The organism is Bradyrhizobium sp. CB1015 (genome assembly GCF_025200925.1).
Taxonomy (GTDB): Bacteria; Pseudomonadota; Alphaproteobacteria; order Rhizobiales; family Xanthobacteraceae; genus Bradyrhizobium.
In genome coordinates this window covers 150,496-167,736 of record NZ_CP104174.1, presented here as the reverse complement: position 1 = coordinate 167,736, position 17,241 = coordinate 150,496, and the positions used below count along the sequence as shown (strand labels likewise).

The following is a 17,241-nucleotide window of genomic DNA, read 5'->3' as shown; positions in this document are numbered from 1 at the left end:
TGAGGGGAGAGAGTCGCCGCCCGGATGTTCGGAGAGAGACCGCGCCGGAAACATCCCGACACAAACAAAAAAGGACCAACTTGCGTTGGCCCTCCTTGTCGTGCGTACAGACCCGATCCTGTTCGACCCCGGGGGGCTGGGGGCTGAGGAATCCGGAACCGAAAGGACCGGGTCAACGCACATCAGTCTTTTCGCAATGCAGGGCGGCGGGCGGTTGGCGGAAAAGCGGCGATACTATGATTCCTGCTAACGATCCCGTGACGGTTTGCCGCGACGGAGTTCCACCCTTGCGTGTGCCCAGATACGGTGTCGATTCGACCGGTTGAGCCCCTTGCGGTGCGGAACGGTTGGCGCAATCATGGAATTGTCATGAACGCGGTTCCGGGGACGGTCTTCGCGGACGCGGGTCATAGCCGTGCGATGAGGAGGCGCTTCCCATGAGTCTGACGTCGGAGGATGCCGACCCGAGCGAGCAGCGCGCGGCGGCGCGTCCCGCCGCGGCGCATGCGCAGCCGAACCGGGTGACCTTCAACCGGCTCGAGCTGCACCGGATTCTCAATCTCTACGGCCGCATGGTCGCCGACGGCGAGTGGCGCGACTATGCCATCGACTTCCTGAAGGACCGGGCCGTGTTCTCGGTCTATCGTCGTGCCTCCGAAGTGCCGATCTATCGCATCGAGAAGGACCCGCGCCTCGCGCGCAAGCAGGGCATGTACAGCGTGATCTCGGCGACCGGCCTGATCCTGCGCCGCGGCCACGAGCTCGAGCGCGTGCTGCTGGTGATCGATCGGAAATTGGCGGTGGTGTAGCGGCACGAGAGGTGCCGTAGGTTGGGCAGAGCTTCGTAGCCCGGATGGAGCGCAGCGCAATCCGGGACCGCTGCATCCGCGGACAGAGCTATCCCGGATTGCGCTGCGCTCCATCCGGGCCACGAGACGGCCCTACTTCCTCGGCACCGTGCTTGCCCCCTCGCCGAGGTCGCGCTGCATCATCACGGTGTCCAGCCAGCGGCCGAATTTCAGCCCGACATTGGGATGCGTGCCGATCATCTTGAAGCCGCACCTTGTGTGCACGCCGATCGATCCGGCATTGGCGGAATCGCCGATCACCGCGATCATCTGGCGGAAGCCGCGCGCCTCGCATTCGGCGACCAGCCGTTCCAGCAGCATTGAGCCGACGCCGCGGCGGTGGAAGGACGGGTCGAGATAGATCGAGTTCTCGACCGTGAAACGATAGGCCGGCCGCGGCCGGTAGGCGCCGGCATAGGCATAGCCGGCCACGCGCCCGTCCAGCATGGCGACGAAATAGGGGTAGCCGCCGTCGATCAGCGCGCGATAGCGGCGCGTCATCTCCGAGAGGTCGGGCGGCTCCAGCTCGAACGTCGCCGTGCCCTCGCGGACGGCCTGCTGGTAGATGGCGGTGATGGCGGGAAGGTCGGCCTCGGTGGCGGGCCTGATATCGGGTGCGGACATGGAGGAAGATTAGAGTCTTCCCGCAGCTGCTGGAAGGGGTTCCGCCGCCTCCACCCCGTCATTGCGAGCGCAGCGAAGCAATCCAGAAATGCATCCGCGGAGGGACTCTGGATTGCTTCGTCGCAAGGGCTCCTCGCAATGACGAGGAGAGGCCACGGGCCCAAACAAAAACCCCGGCCTCGCGGCCGGGGTTCGTGTCGTTCTCTCGGGCCTGTCGCTTAGTCGCGCTGGCCGAGGAGCTGCAGCAGCAGCGTGAACAGGTTGATGAAGTTCAGGTACAGCGACAGCGCGCCGGTGATGGCCGCACGCTCTGCGATGTCACCGCCGGCCGAAGCGTAGCCGTAGATGTAGTCGTTCTTCAGCCGCTGGGTGTCCCAGGCGGTGAGGCCCGCGAACACCAGCACGCCGACCACCGAGACGATGAACTGCAGCATCGAGCTCGCGAGGAACAGGTTCACCAGGCTGGCGATGATGATGCCGATCAGGCCCATGAACAGGAACGAGCCCATCCCGGTCAGGTCACGCTTGGTGGTGTAGCCGTAGAGGCTGAGCGCACCGAAGGTCGCCGCGGTGATGAAGAACACGCGCACGATCGAGGTGTGCGTGAACACCAGGAAGATCGACGACAGCGAGATGCCCATCAGCGCCGCGAACACCCAGAACAGGATCTGGGCGGTCGAGGGCGCCAGACGGTTGATGCCCGCCGAGATCACGAACACCATCGCGAGCGGCGCGAGCATGAACAGCCACTTCAGGGGGCTGACGAACATGGCATAGCCGAACGGTGTCAGGAACAGCTTGCCGACGCGGACGGCGTCAGCCGTCGGAACGTCGGTCACGGCGGCCATGTAGACGCCGAGCGCGGCAAGGCCGGTGACGGCCAGGCCAATGCTCATGTAGTTGTAGATGCGCAGCATATAGGCGCGCAGGCCGGCATCGACCGTCGCGGCGTCAACACGCCCGGCGGCCCTGCCGAAAGGAGAAGCGTAGTTACGGTCTAGGTCCGACATGGTCGAATTCCCGTTGGTTGGTCCGGTCCGGCATGAGGGTCGCCATGCCGCCGGTTCGTCAAACTCTATCTCGGAGACCGCTGCCAGCCGACTAAATTTTGGCTCACAATCGGGGCTCCGACCCATTCGATATGTGGGAAACTAACACATTCGCTGCAACCTTCCACGCGCGGCTGAATGTCGCCCTTGGCGGCAATCCTGACGCGAAGCTGACGAGCAGCGTGGTTAATCGCGGAAACCGGGGCGATTCCGCCCGGCTCGATCCGCCGCTTCAATTTGTCACAAATTTCGCAACACCGTCGCGGGCTTCTTGTTCAAAGCCAGCAGCGTGCCGGCAAGCCCGAGCCCGACGGTGACGACCAGCGCGGCCGCGACCACGCCGGCGGCGCTGCCGGCCTGCCAGACGAAGCTCAGCGTCATCAGCCGCGTCACGATCATCCAGGCCGCGATGCTGCCTGCGATCACCCCGAACACCGCGGTGGCAAGGCCGATCAGGAGGTATTCGAGGGCATAGGCGCCGAGCAGCCGCAGCCGCGTCGCGCCCAGGGTCTTCAGGATCACCGCGTCATAGACCCGGTGGCGGTGGCCGGCGGCGAGCGCCCCGCCCAGGACCAGGATCGCCGAGATCAGGGTCACGGCGCTGGCGCCGCGGATCGCCAGTGCCAGATTGGTCACGACCGAGCCGACCGTTTCCATCACCTCGCGAACGCGCACGCTCGTCACCATCGGATAGGCGTCGGCGACCTCCTTGATGATCTTGCCGTCGCCCGCCGCATTTCCGCCCGCTTCCGTCAGCGTCGCGATGTGGGTGTGCGGCGCGCCCTTGAAGGCGTTGGGCGAGAACACCAGGACGAAATTGATGCCGAGCCCCTGCCAGTCGATCGTGCGCAAATTGCTGATCTTCGCCGGGATGTCGCGGCCGAGCACGTTGACCACCACCTCGTCGCCGAGCTTGAGGCCGAGTCCGTCGGCGATCTTCTTCTCCATCGAGACCAGCGGCGGGCCGGAATAATCGGCGCGCCACCACTCGCCCTCGACCACCTTGGAGCCCTTCGGCAGCTCGGCGGTGTAGGTCAGGCCGCGGTCGCTCTGCAGCACCCATTCGGAATCGGTGGTGGGCTTGAGCTCCTCGGCGCGCACCCCGCGCGCGGCGACGATGCGCCCGCGCAGCATCGGCACGTCCTCGATCCTGGCGCCGGGCGCGATCCGGTGCAGATAGGCGTCGAATTGCTCGGCCTGCGCGCTCGGAATGTCGATGAAGAAGAACGAGGGTGCCTGGTCGGGGAGCGCTGCCAGAAACTGCCGGCGCAGATTGCCGTCGATCTGGGTGATGGTGACGAGCACGGCGAGCCCGAGCCCCAGCGACAGCACGACCGAGGGCGTCAGCGCGCCAGGCCGGTGGATGTTGGCGATGGCCAGCCGCAGCATCGGCAGCCGCGTCCGCGGCAGCCGTCGTGCGATCGCCATCAGCAGGGCGGCGATGCCGCGCAGCAAGGCGAACACGACCACCGAGGAGGCCACGAACACCGCGGCGATGCGCTTGTCGAACGACAGGCCGATCACGACCGCGATGAGGAGTGCGATCACGACCCCCATGAACACGAGATAGCTCGCACGCGGCCGGTGCCATTCGGAGCTGATGGTGTCGCGAAACAGCGCGGCCACCGGCACGTCGTGCACGCGCCCGAGCGGCCACAGGCCAAAGGCGAGCGCGGTGAGGAGGCCGTAGACGAAGGACAGCGCGAGCTCGTCGGCATGCACGGCGGGCACCACCGGCAGCGGCAACAGCTTGCCGAACAGGCCAACGATGGCAAAGGGCATCGCGGCGCCGAGCGCAAGGCCGATCACGGACCCGATCGCCGCCAGCAGGACCACTTGCGCCAAATAGATGCCGAACACGTCGCGGCCGGTGGCGCCGACAGCCTTGAAGGCGGCGATCACCTCGAGCTTGCGGTCGATATGGCTCTTGACGGCATTGGCCACGCCGACGCCGCCGACCAGCAGCGCGGCAAGGCCGACCAGGGTGAGGAACTGCGTGAAGCGGTTGATGTTGCGCTCGAGCTGCGGCGAGGCATTGGAGCGGCTGCGGATCTCCCAGCCGGCCTGCGGCGCGGCGCTCCGCGCATCCGCGATGAAGGCTTCGGTGGCGCGCTCGTTGTTCGCAGTCTCGGGCAGCTTGACCCGGTAGGCCCAGCGCACCAGGCTGCCGGGCTGGATCAGGCCGGTGGCGCGCAAGCCCGCCTCGCTGATCAAAAAGCGCGGCCCGAAGCCGATGCCGCCGGCGAGCTTGTCGGGCTCGGTCTCGACCGTGGAGCGGATCTGGAACGTTGCGGACCCGATCGTGACGCGGTCGCCGGTCTTGAGAGAAAGCCGCGCCAGCAGCGTCGGATCGGCGGCGGCGCCGAACGCGCCGTCACGCATCGCGAGCAGATCGGCCATCGGCAGGGGCGGCGCCAGCGTCAGCTGTCCCAGCATCGGATAGGTGTTATCGACCGCCTTCATCTCGACCAGCGCCAGCTTGCCGTCAGCCGAACGCGCCATGCCGCGCAAGGTCGCAGCGGTCGACAGCGTGCCGCGCGAGCGCAGGAACGCGACCTCTTCCGGCTTGGCCTCGCGCTGGAACAGGACGAAGGAGACGTCGCCGCCGAGCAGTGTGCGGCCCTCGCGCGCGAGACCATCGCTCAGGCTCGCGGACACCGAGCCGACGCCGGCAATCGCCATCACGCCGAGCGCGATGCAGGCGATGAAGACGTAGAAGCCGCGCAGGCCACCGCGCAATTCGCGCAAGGCGTAGCGCAGCGACAGCGCGACGGCGTTCGGCTTCGCGAACGGTTCGACTGCTGCGCTCATGCCGGTGCGGACTGCGTGTCGACGCGCCCGGAGCGCAGGCGGATGACGCGATCGCAGCGGTGTGCGAGCGAGGAATCGTGCGTCACCAGCACCAAGGTCATGCCGCGCTCGGCATGCTTGGTGAAGAGCAGGTCGACGATCTGCTTTCCGGTCGCTTCGTCGAGATTGCCGGTCGGCTCGTCGGCGACGAGGATCGCGGGATCGGGTGCCAGCGCGCGTGCGAGCGCGACGCGCTGCTGCTCGCCGCCGGAGAGCTGCGTCGGATAATGATGCAGGCGGTCGCCGAGCCCGACCGATTGCAGCTCCTCTGCCGCACGGTTGGCGGCATCGGGATTGCCGGCGAGCTCGAGCGGCACCGCGACGTTCTCCAGCGCCGTCATGGTCGGGATCAGGTGGAAGGACTGGAAGACGATGCCGACCTGGCGGCCACGGAAGCGCGCCAGCGCGTCCTCGTCGAGGGCATTGAAAGGCGTGCCATTCACCACCACCTCTCCGCTATCAGGACGCTCCAGCCCCGCCATCACCATCAGCAGCGTGGATTTGCCCGAGCCTGACGGGCCGATCAGGCCGATCGTCTCGCCCGAGGCGACGCGCAGGCTGATATCCTTGAGGATGTGAACGCGTGCCGCGCCCGTGCCCAATGAGAGATTGACGTTGGAAATGGCGATGGTGTCCGCGGTAGCGGCGAGCGAAGAGGGGTCGATGCGAGTGTCCATGGTCCGGTCATATGGCAAGTCCGCACGCGGGGTCGAGAGGCGTTACGGATTGTTCATGCACATAGCCGTGTTGATGCTCGCCTTCATGACGATGGCGAACCCGGCCTGGGCGGGCGCGACAAAACCGGTCAAGCTTGTCGTCCTCGGCGATTCCTTGAGCGCCGGCCTCGGCCTTTCGGCCCAGGAGGCGTTCCCCCAAAAGCTTCAAAAAGCCTTGCAAACCAAAGGCATAGAGGTCGGCATCACCAATGCCGGGGTGTCCGGGGACACCACCTCGGGCGGCCGCGACCGGCTCGACTGGTCGGTGGCCGATGGAACTGACGGCGTCATCGTCGAGCTCGGCGCCAATGACGCGCTGCGCGGCATCGATCCCGACGTGGCGCGCGCCGCGCTGACCGACATCGTCCAGCGGCTCAAGGCGCGAAAGATTTCAGTCATGCTGTGCGGCATGCTGGCGCCGCCGAATTACGGCGCCGAATACGCCGCGCGCTTCAATTCGATTTATCCGGATCTGGCGAAGACATTCGACGTGCCGCTCTATCCGTTCTTCCTCGAGGGCGTTGCGGCCGACGCCAAGCTCAACCAGGCCGACGGCATTCATCCGACCGCTGAAGGCGTCGACATCATCGTCGGCAGGATCATGCCCACGGTGGAGGCATTCATTGGCACGATCGCTGAGCAACGGCGTTGAAAACCAGGCAACGCTAACCCTAATTCCCAGGGTTTTGCCGGGATGAAGCGCCGCATGCTTCGCAGAGTCACACAACTGCGATAGGAATCAGGGTACCGGTGATTCGTCGCCGGCTCTAATTTGGATATGGTTCTCGCTGTTCGAGGACCGTACCCAAGCATCGGGAGTGCGAAACGATGCCGCGTTTGTTCACGGGTCTGGAAATTCCGGCCGAGATCGGCCAGTCGCTTTCCAATTTGAGGGGCGGCCTCCCCGGCGCCCGCTGGATCGATCCCGAAAATTATCACGTCACCCTGCGCTTCATCGGCGACATCGACGGCGCTTCCGCCAACGAGATCGCCTCGATGCTGTTTCGCGTCGACCGCAAGCCGTTCGAGGTGAAGGTGCAGGGGCTCACCAGCTTCGGCGGCCGCAAGCCGCGCGCAGTGGTCGCCACCATCGTACCGAGCAAGCCGCTGATGGAATTGCAGGCCGAGCTCGAGCGCATGATGCAGCGGATCGGCCTCGACCCGGAGGGACGCAAGTTCATTCCGCACGTCACGCTGGCGAGGCTGCACGACGCCTCCGACCGCGACGTCGCCGACTATCTCTCGATCCGCGGCTATTTCCCGAGCAAGGCGTTCATGGCGGAACGCTTCGTGCTGTTCTCCTCGCGCGCCTCCACCGGCGGCGGCCCGTATGTCGTCGAGGACGCCTACGAGCTGTGTGCGTAGTGTCGCTCTCGTGCCCCGGCCGTAGAGCCGGGGCCCAGCGCTCCGCGATGAACGAAATAGTGGGTCCCGGACGCGCATACCCCGTCAACCAATTCACGGCTTGCAATTTCCGCCGGTCTCTGGCCGTAAAGGGCCATGGTCTCCACCCCAAATTCCTCATTCCGCGAGGCCTACCAGGCCGAGATCGCATCCGGCGCGATCGAGCCCGATGCCGCGCAGGCCGAGGTCGCCGAGGCCTATGCGGCACTGGACCTGCGGCTTTCGACCTACAAGCCAGCCCGCAAGCAAGGCCTGCTCAGCCGCCTGTTCAGCTCTGGGGACAAGGACGAGGCGCCGCGCGGGCTCTACATTCATGGCGAGGTCGGCCGCGGCAAGACCATGCTGATGGACCTGTTCTTCCAGCACTCATCGGTCGAGCACAAGCGCCGCGCGCATTTCCACGAGTTCATGGCGGACGTGCACGAGCGCATCTACGATTATCGCCAGAGCATCGCGCGCGGCGAGATCGCCGATGGCGACGTCATCGCGCTGACCGCCAATGCGATCTTCGAGGAGAGCTGGCTGCTCTGCTTCGACGAATTCCACGTCACCGACATCGCGGACGCGATGATCCTGGGCCGCCTGTTCGCAAAACTGTTCGAGCTCGGCACCGTCGTGGTCGCGACCTCCAACGTTGCGCCCGACGATCTCTACAAAGGCGGCCTGAACCGCTCGCTGTTCCTGCCCTTCATCAAGCAGATCACCGACCACATGGACGTCGCGCGGCTCGATGCTCGCACCGACTTCCGCCTGGAGAAGCTGCAGGGCGTGCCGATGTGGCTGACACCGGCCGATGGCGATGCGGACGCCGCGCTCGACCGCGCCTGGAAGCGGATGTCGGGCGGCGCCAAATGCCGCTCGCGCGACATTTCGATCAAGGGCCGCATCCTGCACGTGCCGTGCTCGGCCCATGGCGTGGCGCGGTTCTCCTTCGCCGACCTCTGCGAGCAGCCGCTCGGTGCATCCGATTACCTAAGGCTGGCGCACGACTATCACACCATCCTGGTCGACCATATTCCAGTGATGGACTTCTCCCAGCGCAACGCGGCCAAGCGCTTTATCACCTTGATCGACACGCTCTACGACAACGCCGTGAAGCTGATGGCCTCGGCCGACGCCAACCCGATCTCGCTCTACCTCGCGACCGAGGGCGTTGAGGCCATGGAGTTCAAGCGGACCGCCTCGCGCCTGATCGAAATGAGCTCGGAATCCTATCTGGCGCTGCCTCACGGCCGCAAGGATTCCACCGCCAGCGGCTCGACCAAGGGTCTGGTGGAGACTTAAGTCCTATCCCCGCAGTCATCCCGGTATGACGGACCCGATATGGCTGCTATCGCGGCAAGCCCGACAATTGGGCATTGGGCGACTTGAACGGGGGAGGCGAAAGGGATAACCACCCGTCTCAGTTTTCCCCTCCTTACGTGTCTAAAGGACAGGTTCACATGGCGCGCGACAAGATTGCTTTGATTGGCTCCGGTCAGATCGGCGGAACGCTGGCTCACCTCATCGGCCTGAAAGAACTGGGCGACGTCGTGATGTTCGACATCGCCGAAGGCGTGCCGCAGGGCAAGGCGCTCGACATCGCGCAGTCCTCGCCGGTCGACGGCTTCGACGCTCACTATACCGGCGCGAACTCCTATGAGGCGCTCGACAACGCCAAGGTCTGCATCGTCACCGCCGGCGTGCCGCGCAAGCCCGGCATGAGCCGCGACGACCTTCTCTCCATCAACCTCAAGGTCATGGAGCAGGTCGGTGCCGGCATCAAGAAGTACGCCCCCGACGCCTTCGTCATCTGCATCACCAACCCGCTCGACGCCATGGTCTGGGCGCTGCAGAAGGCTTCCGGCCTGCCGCACAAGAAGGTCGTCGGCATGGCCGGCGTGCTGGATTCGGCCCGCTTCCGCTACTTCCTGGCCGACGAGTTCAACGTCTCGGTCGAGGACGTCACCGCCTTCGTGCTCGGCGGCCACGGCGACACCATGGTGCCGCTGGTGAAGTACTCCACCGTCGCCGGCATCCCGCTGCCCGACCTCGTCAAGATGGGCTGGACCTCGCAGGCGCGCCTCGACGAAATCGTCGACCGCACCCGCAACGGCGGCGCCGAGATCGTCAACCTGCTCAAGACCGGCTCGGCCTTCTACGCCCCTGCCGCCTCCGCGATCGCGATGGCCGAGAGCTATCTGAAGGACAAGAAGCGCGTGCTGCCCTGCGCCGCCTATCTGAACGGCGAGTACAGCGTGAAGGACATGTATGTCGGCGTGCCCGTCGTGATCGGCGCCAAGGGCGTCGAGCGCGTGGTCGAGATCGAGCTCGCCGGCAAGGACCGCGAGGCCTTCGACAAGTCGGTCGGCGCCGTGCAGGGCCTGGTCGATGCCTGCAAGAAGATCGCCCCCGATCTTCTCGGCCGCTAAGGCAAAGCATTACCCGCCGAAGATCGAAACCCGGTCTTCGGCGGTTTCACTTCCGGACCCCGGCTGACCGGGGTGGGGTTCCGGTTTCGGCAGAGATCTCGATGTCATAGAATCCGGGTTGCAGTTCCTGTGGTATATGGTATGCCAGCCACAAGACTGAGGTGGACCCATGGGGTCACCGCCCGCGGGTTCAGGGAGCGACCATATGAATATCCATGAATATCAGGCCAAAGCGCTGCTGCACGAATTCGGTGTTCCGATTTCGCGCGGCGTAGCGGTTCTCAAGGCCTCGGACTCCGACGCCGCCGCAAGACAGCTTCCCGGCCCGGTCTGGGTGGTGAAGAGCCAGATCCATGCCGGCGGGCGCGGCAAGGGCAAGTTCAAGGAGGCGTCTGCCGGCGACAAGGGCGGCGTCCGCATCGCCAAGTCGGTGGAAGAGGTCAACGAATTCGCCAAGCAGATGCTGGGCGCGACGCTGGTGACCGTGCAGACCGGCCCCGCCGGCAAGCAGGTCAACCGCCTCTACATCGAGGACGGCTCCGACATCGACAAGGAATTCTACCTCTCGATCCTGGTCGACCGCGAGACCTCGCGCGTCTCCTTCGTGGTGTCGACCGAAGGCGGCGTCAACATCGAGGACGTCGCGCACAACACGCCGGAGAAGATTGTGACCTTCTCGGTCGATCCGGCGACCGGCATCATGGGCCATCACGGCCGCACCGTGGCGAAGGCGCTGAATCTGTCCGGCGACCTCGCCAAGCAGGCCGAGAAGCTCACCGCGCAGCTCTACGCCGCCTTCGTCGCCAAGGACATGTCGATGCTGGAGATCAATCCGCTCGTCGTCACCAAGCAGGGCGAGCTCCGCGTGCTCGATGCCAAGGTGTCGTTCGACGACAACGCCCTGTTCCGCCATCCCGAGCTCGCGGTGTCGTTGCGCGATCTGACCGAGGAAGACGCCAAGGAAATCGAGGCGTCGAAATACGATCTCAACTACGTCACGCTCGACGGCAATATCGGCTGCATGGTCAACGGCGCCGGTCTCGCCATGGCGACGATGGACATCATCAAGCTCTACGGCATGGCGCCGGCGAACTTCCTCGACGTCGGCGGCAGCGCCAGCAAGGAGAAGGTCGCGGCCGCGTTCAAGATCATCACCGCCGATCCCAACGTGAAGGGCATCCTGGTCAACATCTTCGGCGGCATCATGAAGTGCGACGTGATCGCCGAGGGCGTCACGGCTGCGGTTCGCGAGGTCGGCCTCAGCGTGCCGCTGGTGGTCCGCCTCGAAGGCACCAACGTCGAGCTCGGCAAGAAGATCATCCGTGAATCCGGCCTCAACGTGGTGCCCGCCGACAATCTCGACGACGCCGCGCAGAAGATCGTGCAGGCCGTCAAGGGAGGCTAACGCCATGGCCCAGGACCATCTCGCCGCATCATCTCCGCTTCCCGAGCACGCGCGTCTCGCCGCGTTCGCCGGCGAATGGGATGGTGAGGAGATGGTCTTCCCGTCGCGCTGGACGGTGGGTGGGCCGGCCACCTCGCGCACCGTCGCGCGCATGGACCTCAACGGGTTCTATCTGATCCAGGACTCGGTCCAGATGCGCGAGGGCAAGCAGGTCTTCGCCACCCACGGCATCTTCACCTTCGACCGCGACGACCGGACCTACAAATTGTTCTGGTACGACTCGCTCGGCTACACGCCGCCTTCGCCCGCCTCGGGCGGGTGGGTCGGCAAGACCCTGACGCTGGTGCGCGGCTCGCTCCGCGGCAATGCGCGCCACGTCTACGAGATCCTCGACGACAATTCCTATTCGTTGAAGATCCAGTTCTCGCCGGACGCGGAAGGCTGGGCCGACGTCCTCACCGGCGTCTACCGGCGCATCCACTGACCCTCTCACTCTGTTAGTTTCGCGAAAGCAGACCTCATGTCCATCCTGATCGACAAGAACACCAAGGTCATCTGCCAGGGCTTCACCGGCAAGAACGGCACCTTCCATTCCGAGGCCGCGATCGCCTACGGCACCAAGATGGTCGGCGGCACCTCGCCGGGCAAAGGCGGCTCGACGCATCTGGGCCTGCCGGTGTTCGACACCGTGCGCGAGGCGCGTGAGAAGACGGGTGCGGACGCATCGGTGATCTACGTGCCGCCGCCGGGCGCGGCCGATGCGATCTGCGAAGCGATCGACGCCGAGATCCCGCTGATCGTCTGCATCACCGAGGGTATTCCTGTTATCGACATGGTCCGCGTCAAGCGCTCGCTGCTCGGCTCCAAGTCGCGCCTGATCGGGCCGAACTGCCCGGGCGTCATGACCGCCGGCGAGTGCAAGATCGGCATCATGCCCGCCAACATCTTCAAGACCGGCTCGGTCGGCATCGTCTCCCGCTCGGGCACACTGACCTATGAGGCCGTGTTCCAGACTTCCCAGGAAGGCCTCGGCCAGACCACCGCGGTCGGCATTGGCGGCGACCCGGTCAAGGGCACCGAGTTCATCGACGTCCTGGAGATGCTGCTGGCCGACCCCAAGACGGAATCGATCATCATGATCGGCGAGATCGGCGGTTCCGCCGAGGAGGACGCCGCCCAGTTCCTCAAGGACGAGGCCAAGCGCGGCCGCAAGAAGCCGATGGTCGGTTTCATCGCCGGCGTCACCGCCCCTCCCGGCCGCCGCATGGGCCATGCCGGCGCCATCATCTCCGGCGGCAAGGGCGACGCCGGTTCCAAGACCGAGGCGATGAAATCCGCAGGGATTACAGTGTCCCCGTCGCCCGCCCGCCTCGGTCATACGCTTGCCGAAAAGTTGAAGGGCTAATTCACTTCTTCGTGCTTTTCCGGGCGAAGTTTCGCAGCAAATAGGGTAAAGGGTGCCTGTCGCGTCGAGCCCTGTCGGGGAGCTCGGCGCCAGCGCCGTTTGTTATGCGCGAACCGAAATCGCCAGGAACTCAAGTATGTCTCGCCAGGACGCGAACGCAGCCTTTGCCCTGTCATCCTTTTTGCAGGGCACCAACGCCACCTACATCGACGAAATCTACGCCCGCTACCAGAAGGACCCTTCCTCGGTCGACGCCGAGTGGCAGGAGTTCTTCAAGAGCCTGAACGACGCGCCTGCTGACATCAGCAAGAACGCGGAAGGCCCGTCCTGGGAGCGCGACAACTGGCCGCTGACCCCGAAGGATGACCTGACCTCCGCCCTCGACGGCAATTGGGCCGAGGTCGAGAAGGCGGTCGGTGCCAAGATCGCCACCAAGGCGCAGGCCAAGGGAGGCGACATTTCCTCCGCCGACCTGCTTCAGGCCACGCGCGACTCCGTCCGCGCCCTGATGCTGATCCGCTCCTACCGCATGCGCGGCCACTTCCACGCCAAGCTCGATCCGCTCGGCATCGAAGCCCAGCGCAACCGCGAAGAGCTCGATCCGCGCACCTACGGCTTCAGCGAAGCCGATTTCGACCGCAAGATCTTCCTGGATCACGTGCTCGGCCTCGAATACGGCACCTTGCGCGAGATCACTGCGATCTGCGAGCGCACCTACTGCCAGACGCTCGGCGTCGAGTTCATGCACATCAGCAACGCGGCGCAGAAGGCCTGGATCCAGGAGCGCATCGAGGGACCCGACAAGGAGATCTCGTTCACGCGCGAGGGCCGCCGCGCCATCCTGCAGAAGCTGATCGAAGCCGAGGGCTTCGAAAAGTTCTGCGACACCAAGTTCACCGGCACCAAGCGCTTCGGCCTCGACGGCGGCGAATCCCTGATCCCCGCGCTCGAGCAGATCATCAAGCGCGGCGGCAATCTCGGCGTGAAGGAAATCGTGCTCGGCATGCCGCATCGCGGCCGTCTCAACGTGCTCACCCAGGTGATGGGCAAGGCGCACCGCGCGCTGTTCCACGAGTTCAAGGGCGGCTCGGCCAATCCCGACGCGGTCGAAGGCTCCGGCGACGTCAAGTATCACCTCGGCGCGTCCTCGGACCGCGAGTTCGACGGCAACCGCATCCATCTGTCACTGACCGCCAACCCCTCGCATCTCGAGATCGTCGATCCCGTCGTGCTCGGCAAGGTCCGCGCCAAACAGGACCAGCACGGTGATCCCCCGGACATGCGCATCTCCGTGATGCCGCTTCTGATGCACGGCGACGCCGCGTTCGCGGGTCAAGGCGTGGTCGCGGAGTGCTTCGGCCTGTCCGACCTGAAGGGCTACCGCACCGGCGGCTCCGTGCACTTCATCGTCAACAACCAGATCGGCTTCACCACCTATCCGCGCTACTCGCGCTCCTCGCCTTACCCGTCGGATGTGGCGAAGATGATCGATGCGCCGATCTTCCACGTCAACGGCGACGATCCGGAAGCCGTGGTGTTCGCCGCGAAGGTCGCGACCGAATTCCGGCAGAAGTTCCACAAGCCGGTCGTCATCGACATGTGGTGCTATCGGCGCTACGGCCACAATGAGGGCGATGAGCCGGGGTTCACCCAGCCGGTCATGTACAAGCGGATCGCGGCCCATCCCTCGACGCTGTCGCTCTATGCCAAGCGCCTGATCGCCGAGGGCGTGGTCACCGAGGGCGAGGTCGACAAGCTGAAGGCCGACTGGCGCTCGCGGCTCGATGCCGAGTTCGAGGCCGGCACCTCCTATAAGCCGAACAAGGCCGACTGGCTCGACGGCAAGTGGGCGGGCTTCAAGATCGCCGACCAGGAAGAGGATGCGCGGCGCGGCGTCACCGGCGTCGACATTGCCACGCTGAAGGACATCGGCCGCAAGATCACCAAGGTGCCGGATGGCTTCCGCGTTCATCGCACCATCCAGCGTTTCCTCGATAACCGCTCGAAGGCGATCGACACCGGCACCGGCATCGACTGGGCGACGGGCGAGGCGCTGGCGTTCTGCTCGTTGCTCAACGAAAACCATCACGTCCGTCTGTCCGGACAGGATTCGGAGCGCGGCACCTTCTCGCAGCGTCACTCGGTCCTGATCGACCAGGAAGACGAGAGCCGCTACACGCCGTTCAACCATCTCGGCCACGAGCAGGGCCACTACGAGGTCATCAACTCGCTGCTGTCGGAAGAAGCCGTGCTCGGCTTCGAATACGGCTATTCGCTCGCCGAGCCGAACACACTGACGCTGTGGGAGGCCCAGTTCGGCGACTTCGCCAACGGCGCCCAGGTCGTGTTCGACCAGTTCATCTCCTCGGGCGAGCGCAAATGGCTGCGCATGTCCGGCCTCGTCTGCCTCTTGCCGCACGGCTATGAGGGCCAGGGTCCGGAGCACTCCTCGGCGCGCCTCGAGCGTTACCTGCAGATGTGCGCGGAAGACAACATGCAGGTGGTCTACCCGACCACGCCGGCGAACTACTTCCACGTGCTGCGCCGGCAGCTGCATCGCGAGATCCGCAAGCCGCTGATCATGATGACGCCGAAGTCGCTGCTGCGTCACAAGCGGGCGGTGTCGCGCCTCGAAGAGCTCGCGAAGGGCACGACCTTCCACCGCATCCTCTACGATGACGCCCAGATGCTGCCGAACGAAGCCATCAAGCTCGTTCCGGACGAGAAGATCCGCCGCATCGTGCTGTGCTCGGGCAAGGTCTATTACGACCTCTATGAGGAGCGCGAGAAGCGCGGCATCGACGACATCTACCTGATGCGCGTCGAGCAGCTCTATCCGGTGCCGCTGAAGGCGCTGGTGGCCGAGCTGTCGCGCTTCAAGAAGGCCGAGATGGTGTGGTGCCAGGAAGAGCCCCGCAACATGGGTGCCTGGCACTTCATCGAGCCCTATCTGGAATGGGTGCTGAACCAGGTGAACGGCGCGAGCCGGCGTCCGCGTTATGTCGGCCGCGCCGCCTCCGCCGCGACCGCAACGGGTCTGATGTCCAAGCATCAGGCTCAGCTGAAGGCGTTCCTGGACGAAGCACTGAGCTGAACTTTTTGAACTGAGTCATGCCCCGCCTTGTGCGCAACCAGCGCACCGGAGCGGGGCATTCAGTAGCCGTGACGTGAATGCGAACGTCCCGGCTTGCTGGATGGCCTGCTTTTCGCCGGCCGATGACACCTGAATTCATGACCGCTACCTGCGATCCCTTAAGGAAGAGACCATGACTGAAATTCGTGTGCCGACGCTCGGCGAATCCGTCACCGAGGCCACCATCGGCCGCTGGTTCAAGAAGGCCGGCGATCCCGTCGCCGTCGACGAGCCCTTGGTGGAGCTCGAGACCGACAAGGTCACCATCGAAGTCCCAGCGCCGTCCGCCGGCACGCTGAGCGAGATCATCGCGGCCGATGGTGCGACCGTTGCCGTCGGCGCGCTGCTCGGCCAGATCACCGAAGGTGCCGGGGCGGCCAAGCCCGCCGCCGCGCCGGCGAAGGCTGCCGCTCCTGCGGCTGCCGCCGCTGCTCCCGCGCCGGCTCCCGCTGCGGCGAAGGCGCCGCCGGCCGACGCGCCGCTCGCGCCGTCGGTGCGCAAGCTGTCGGCCGAGACCGGTATCGACGCCTCGACCGTTCCGGGCTCCGGCAAGGACGGCCGCGTCACCAAGGGCGACATGCTGGCCGCAATCGAGCGCGCGGCCTCGGCGCCGACCCCGGTCAACCAGCCCGCCGCGGCCGTGCAGGTTCGCGCGCCGTCGCCGGCCGATGACGCCGCCCGCGAAGAGCGCGTCAAGATGACCCGCCTGCGCCAGACCATCGCGCGTCGCCTCAAGGACGTGCAGAACACCGCAGCGATGCTCACGACCTTCAACGAGGTCGACATGACCAACGTCATGGCGCTGCGCGCGCACTACAAGGACGCGTTCGAGAAGAAGCACGGCGCCAAGCTCGGCTTCATGGGCTTCTTCACCAAGGCCGTCGTTCAGGCGCTGAAGGACATCCCTGCCGTCAACGCCGAGATCGACGGCAGCGACCTGATCTACAAGAACTATTATCACATCGGCGTCGCCGTCGGCACCGACAAGGGCCTCGTCGTGCCCGTGGTGCGCGACTGCGACCACAAGTCGATCTCCGACATCGAGAAGAGCATCGCCGATTTCGGTCGCCGCGCCCGTGACGGCCAGCTCAAGATCGACGAGATGCAGGGCGGCACCTTCACCATCACCAACGGCGGCATCTACGGCTCGCTGATGTCGACGCCGATCCTGAACGCGCCGCAGTCCGGCATCCTCGGCATGCACAAGATCCAGGAGCGGCCGATGGTCGTCGGCGGCAAGATCGAGGTTCGCCCCATGATGTATCTGGCGCTGTCCTACGATCACCGCGTCATCGACGGCAAGGAAGCCGTCACCTTCCTGGTCCGCGTCAAGGAGAGCCTGGAAGATCCGGCGCGCCTGGTGCTCGATCTCTGATCGCTGATGCTTTGCGAGCGC

At 65.3% G+C, this 17,241-nt stretch carries 14 protein-coding genes; 10 read left to right on the top strand and 4 right to left on the bottom strand.

Annotated elements, in window-relative coordinates; genetic code table 11:
* Positions 1-437: 437 nt before the first annotated feature.
* Positions 438-809, top strand: coding sequence for a DUF2794 domain-containing protein (locus N2604_RS00770; protein ID WP_036008814.1), 372 nt, complete (start codon positions 438-440; stop codon positions 807-809).
* A 132-nt stretch (positions 810-941) separates the two neighbouring features.
* On the opposite strand, the gene N2604_RS00765 is transcribed toward N2604_RS00770, so the two are convergent.
* The 4 genes from N2604_RS00765 to N2604_RS00750 all read right to left on the bottom strand — a co-directional run bounded on the left by N2604_RS00765 (position 942) and on the right by N2604_RS00750 (position 6,048).
* Positions 942-1,472: a GNAT family N-acetyltransferase gene (locus tag N2604_RS00765; RefSeq protein ID WP_260373384.1), complete on the bottom strand. Its 531-nt coding sequence runs from the start codon at positions 1,470-1,472 to the stop codon at positions 942-944.
* Between the two features lie 218 nt (positions 1,473-1,690).
* Complete coding sequence (locus N2604_RS00760; protein WP_260373383.1) at positions 1,691-2,482, bottom strand: Bax inhibitor-1/YccA family protein; 792 nt, start codon at positions 2,480-2,482, stop codon at positions 1,691-1,693.
* Between the two features lie 279 nt (positions 2,483-2,761).
* Positions 2,762-5,332 carry an ABC transporter permease gene (locus tag N2604_RS00755; protein WP_260373382.1) on the bottom strand — a complete coding sequence of 857 codons (2,571 nt, stop codon included), beginning with the start codon at positions 5,330-5,332 and terminating at the stop codon, positions 2,762-2,764.
* Positions 5,329-6,048 carry an ABC transporter ATP-binding protein gene (locus tag N2604_RS00750; RefSeq protein WP_260373381.1) on the bottom strand — a complete coding sequence of 240 codons (720 nt, stop codon included), beginning with the start codon at positions 6,046-6,048 and terminating at the stop codon, positions 5,329-5,331. The genes N2604_RS00755 and N2604_RS00750 overlap by 4 nt, the downstream gene beginning before the upstream one ends.
* Before the next feature lie 55 nt (positions 6,049-6,103).
* Here N2604_RS00750 and N2604_RS00745 point away from each other — a divergent pair, with 55 nt between their 5' ends.
* The 9 genes from N2604_RS00745 (at position 6,104) to odhB (ending at position 17,220) form a co-directional block, all read left to right on the top strand.
* Positions 6,104-6,739, top strand: a complete 636-nt coding sequence (locus tag N2604_RS00745) for an arylesterase (protein WP_260373380.1) — start codon at positions 6,104-6,106, stop codon at positions 6,737-6,739.
* A gap of 176 nt (positions 6,740-6,915) precedes the next feature.
* A complete protein-coding gene (gene thpR / locus N2604_RS00740) occupies positions 6,916-7,452 on the top strand; it encodes an RNA 2',3'-cyclic phosphodiesterase (RefSeq protein ID WP_260373379.1) in 537 nt (178 codons plus the stop codon).
* 135 nt (positions 7,453-7,587) lie between these two features.
* Positions 7,588-8,775 carry a cell division protein ZapE gene (gene zapE / locus N2604_RS00735; protein ID WP_260373378.1) on the top strand — a complete coding sequence of 396 codons (1,188 nt, stop codon included), beginning with the start codon at positions 7,588-7,590 and terminating at the stop codon, positions 8,773-8,775.
* A gap of 158 nt (positions 8,776-8,933) precedes the next feature.
* Entirely contained in the window at positions 8,934-9,902 is a 969-nt protein-coding gene (gene mdh, locus N2604_RS00730) for a malate dehydrogenase (protein ID WP_025032846.1), read from the top strand.
* Positions 9,903-10,107: 205 nt separating this feature from the next.
* Positions 10,108-11,307: an ADP-forming succinate--CoA ligase subunit beta gene (gene sucC / locus N2604_RS00725; protein ID WP_260373377.1), complete on the top strand. Its 1,200-nt coding sequence runs from the start codon at positions 10,108-10,110 to the stop codon at positions 11,305-11,307.
* Between the two features lie 4 nt (positions 11,308-11,311).
* A complete protein-coding gene (locus N2604_RS00720; RefSeq protein ID WP_260373376.1) occupies positions 11,312-11,791 on the top strand; it encodes a DUF1579 domain-containing protein in 480 nt (159 codons plus the stop codon).
* Between the two features lie 36 nt (positions 11,792-11,827).
* Entirely contained in the window at positions 11,828-12,712 is an 885-nt protein-coding gene (gene sucD / locus N2604_RS00715) for a succinate--CoA ligase subunit alpha (protein ID WP_260373375.1), read from the top strand.
* A gap of 136 nt (positions 12,713-12,848) precedes the next feature.
* Positions 12,849-15,806: a 2-oxoglutarate dehydrogenase E1 component gene (locus N2604_RS00710; RefSeq protein ID WP_260373374.1), complete on the top strand. Its 2,958-nt coding sequence runs from the start codon at positions 12,849-12,851 to the stop codon at positions 15,804-15,806.
* Positions 15,807-15,978: 172 nt separating this feature from the next.
* Entirely contained in the window at positions 15,979-17,220 is a 1,242-nt protein-coding gene (gene odhB / locus N2604_RS00705; RefSeq protein WP_260373373.1) for a 2-oxoglutarate dehydrogenase complex dihydrolipoyllysine-residue succinyltransferase, read from the top strand.
* Positions 17,221-17,241 lie beyond the last annotated feature (21 nt).

What these genes read in the sequence shown, in the direction of transcription:
- N2604_RS00720 (WP_260373376.1), top strand. Translation starts at nt 11,312, where the DNA reads ATGGCCCAGGACCATCTCGCCGCATCATCTCCGCTTCCCGAGCACGCG.
- zapE (WP_260373378.1), top strand. Translation starts at nt 7,588, where the DNA reads ATGGTCTCCACCCCAAATTCCTCATTCCGCGAGGCCTACCAGGCCGAG.
- thpR (WP_260373379.1), top strand. Translation starts at nt 6,916, where the DNA reads ATGCCGCGTTTGTTCACGGGTCTGGAAATTCCGGCCGAGATCGGCCAG.
- N2604_RS00770 (WP_036008814.1), top strand. Translation starts at nt 438, where the DNA reads ATGAGTCTGACGTCGGAGGATGCCGACCCGAGCGAGCAGCGCGCGGCG.
- N2604_RS00765 (WP_260373384.1), bottom strand. Translation starts at nt 1,472, where the DNA reads ATGTCCGCACCCGATATCAGGCCCGCCACCGAGGCCGACCTTCCCGCC.
- N2604_RS00760 (WP_260373383.1), bottom strand. Translation starts at nt 2,482, where the DNA reads ATGTCGGACCTAGACCGTAACTACGCTTCTCCTTTCGGCAGGGCCGCC.
- sucC (WP_260373377.1), top strand. Translation starts at nt 10,108, where the DNA reads ATGAATATCCATGAATATCAGGCCAAAGCGCTGCTGCACGAATTCGGT.
- sucD (WP_260373375.1), top strand. Translation starts at nt 11,828, where the DNA reads ATGTCCATCCTGATCGACAAGAACACCAAGGTCATCTGCCAGGGCTTC.
- N2604_RS00750 (WP_260373381.1), bottom strand. Translation starts at nt 6,048, where the DNA reads ATGGACACTCGCATCGACCCCTCTTCGCTCGCCGCTACCGCGGACACC.
- odhB (WP_260373373.1), top strand. Translation starts at nt 15,979, where the DNA reads ATGACTGAAATTCGTGTGCCGACGCTCGGCGAATCCGTCACCGAGGCC.
- N2604_RS00745 (WP_260373380.1), top strand. Translation starts at nt 6,104, where the DNA reads ATGCACATAGCCGTGTTGATGCTCGCCTTCATGACGATGGCGAACCCG.
- N2604_RS00710 (WP_260373374.1), top strand. Translation starts at nt 12,849, where the DNA reads ATGTCTCGCCAGGACGCGAACGCAGCCTTTGCCCTGTCATCCTTTTTG.
- N2604_RS00755 (WP_260373382.1), bottom strand. Translation starts at nt 5,332, where the DNA reads ATGAGCGCAGCAGTCGAACCGTTCGCGAAGCCGAACGCCGTCGCGCTG.
- mdh (WP_025032846.1), top strand. Translation starts at nt 8,934, where the DNA reads ATGGCGCGCGACAAGATTGCTTTGATTGGCTCCGGTCAGATCGGCGGA.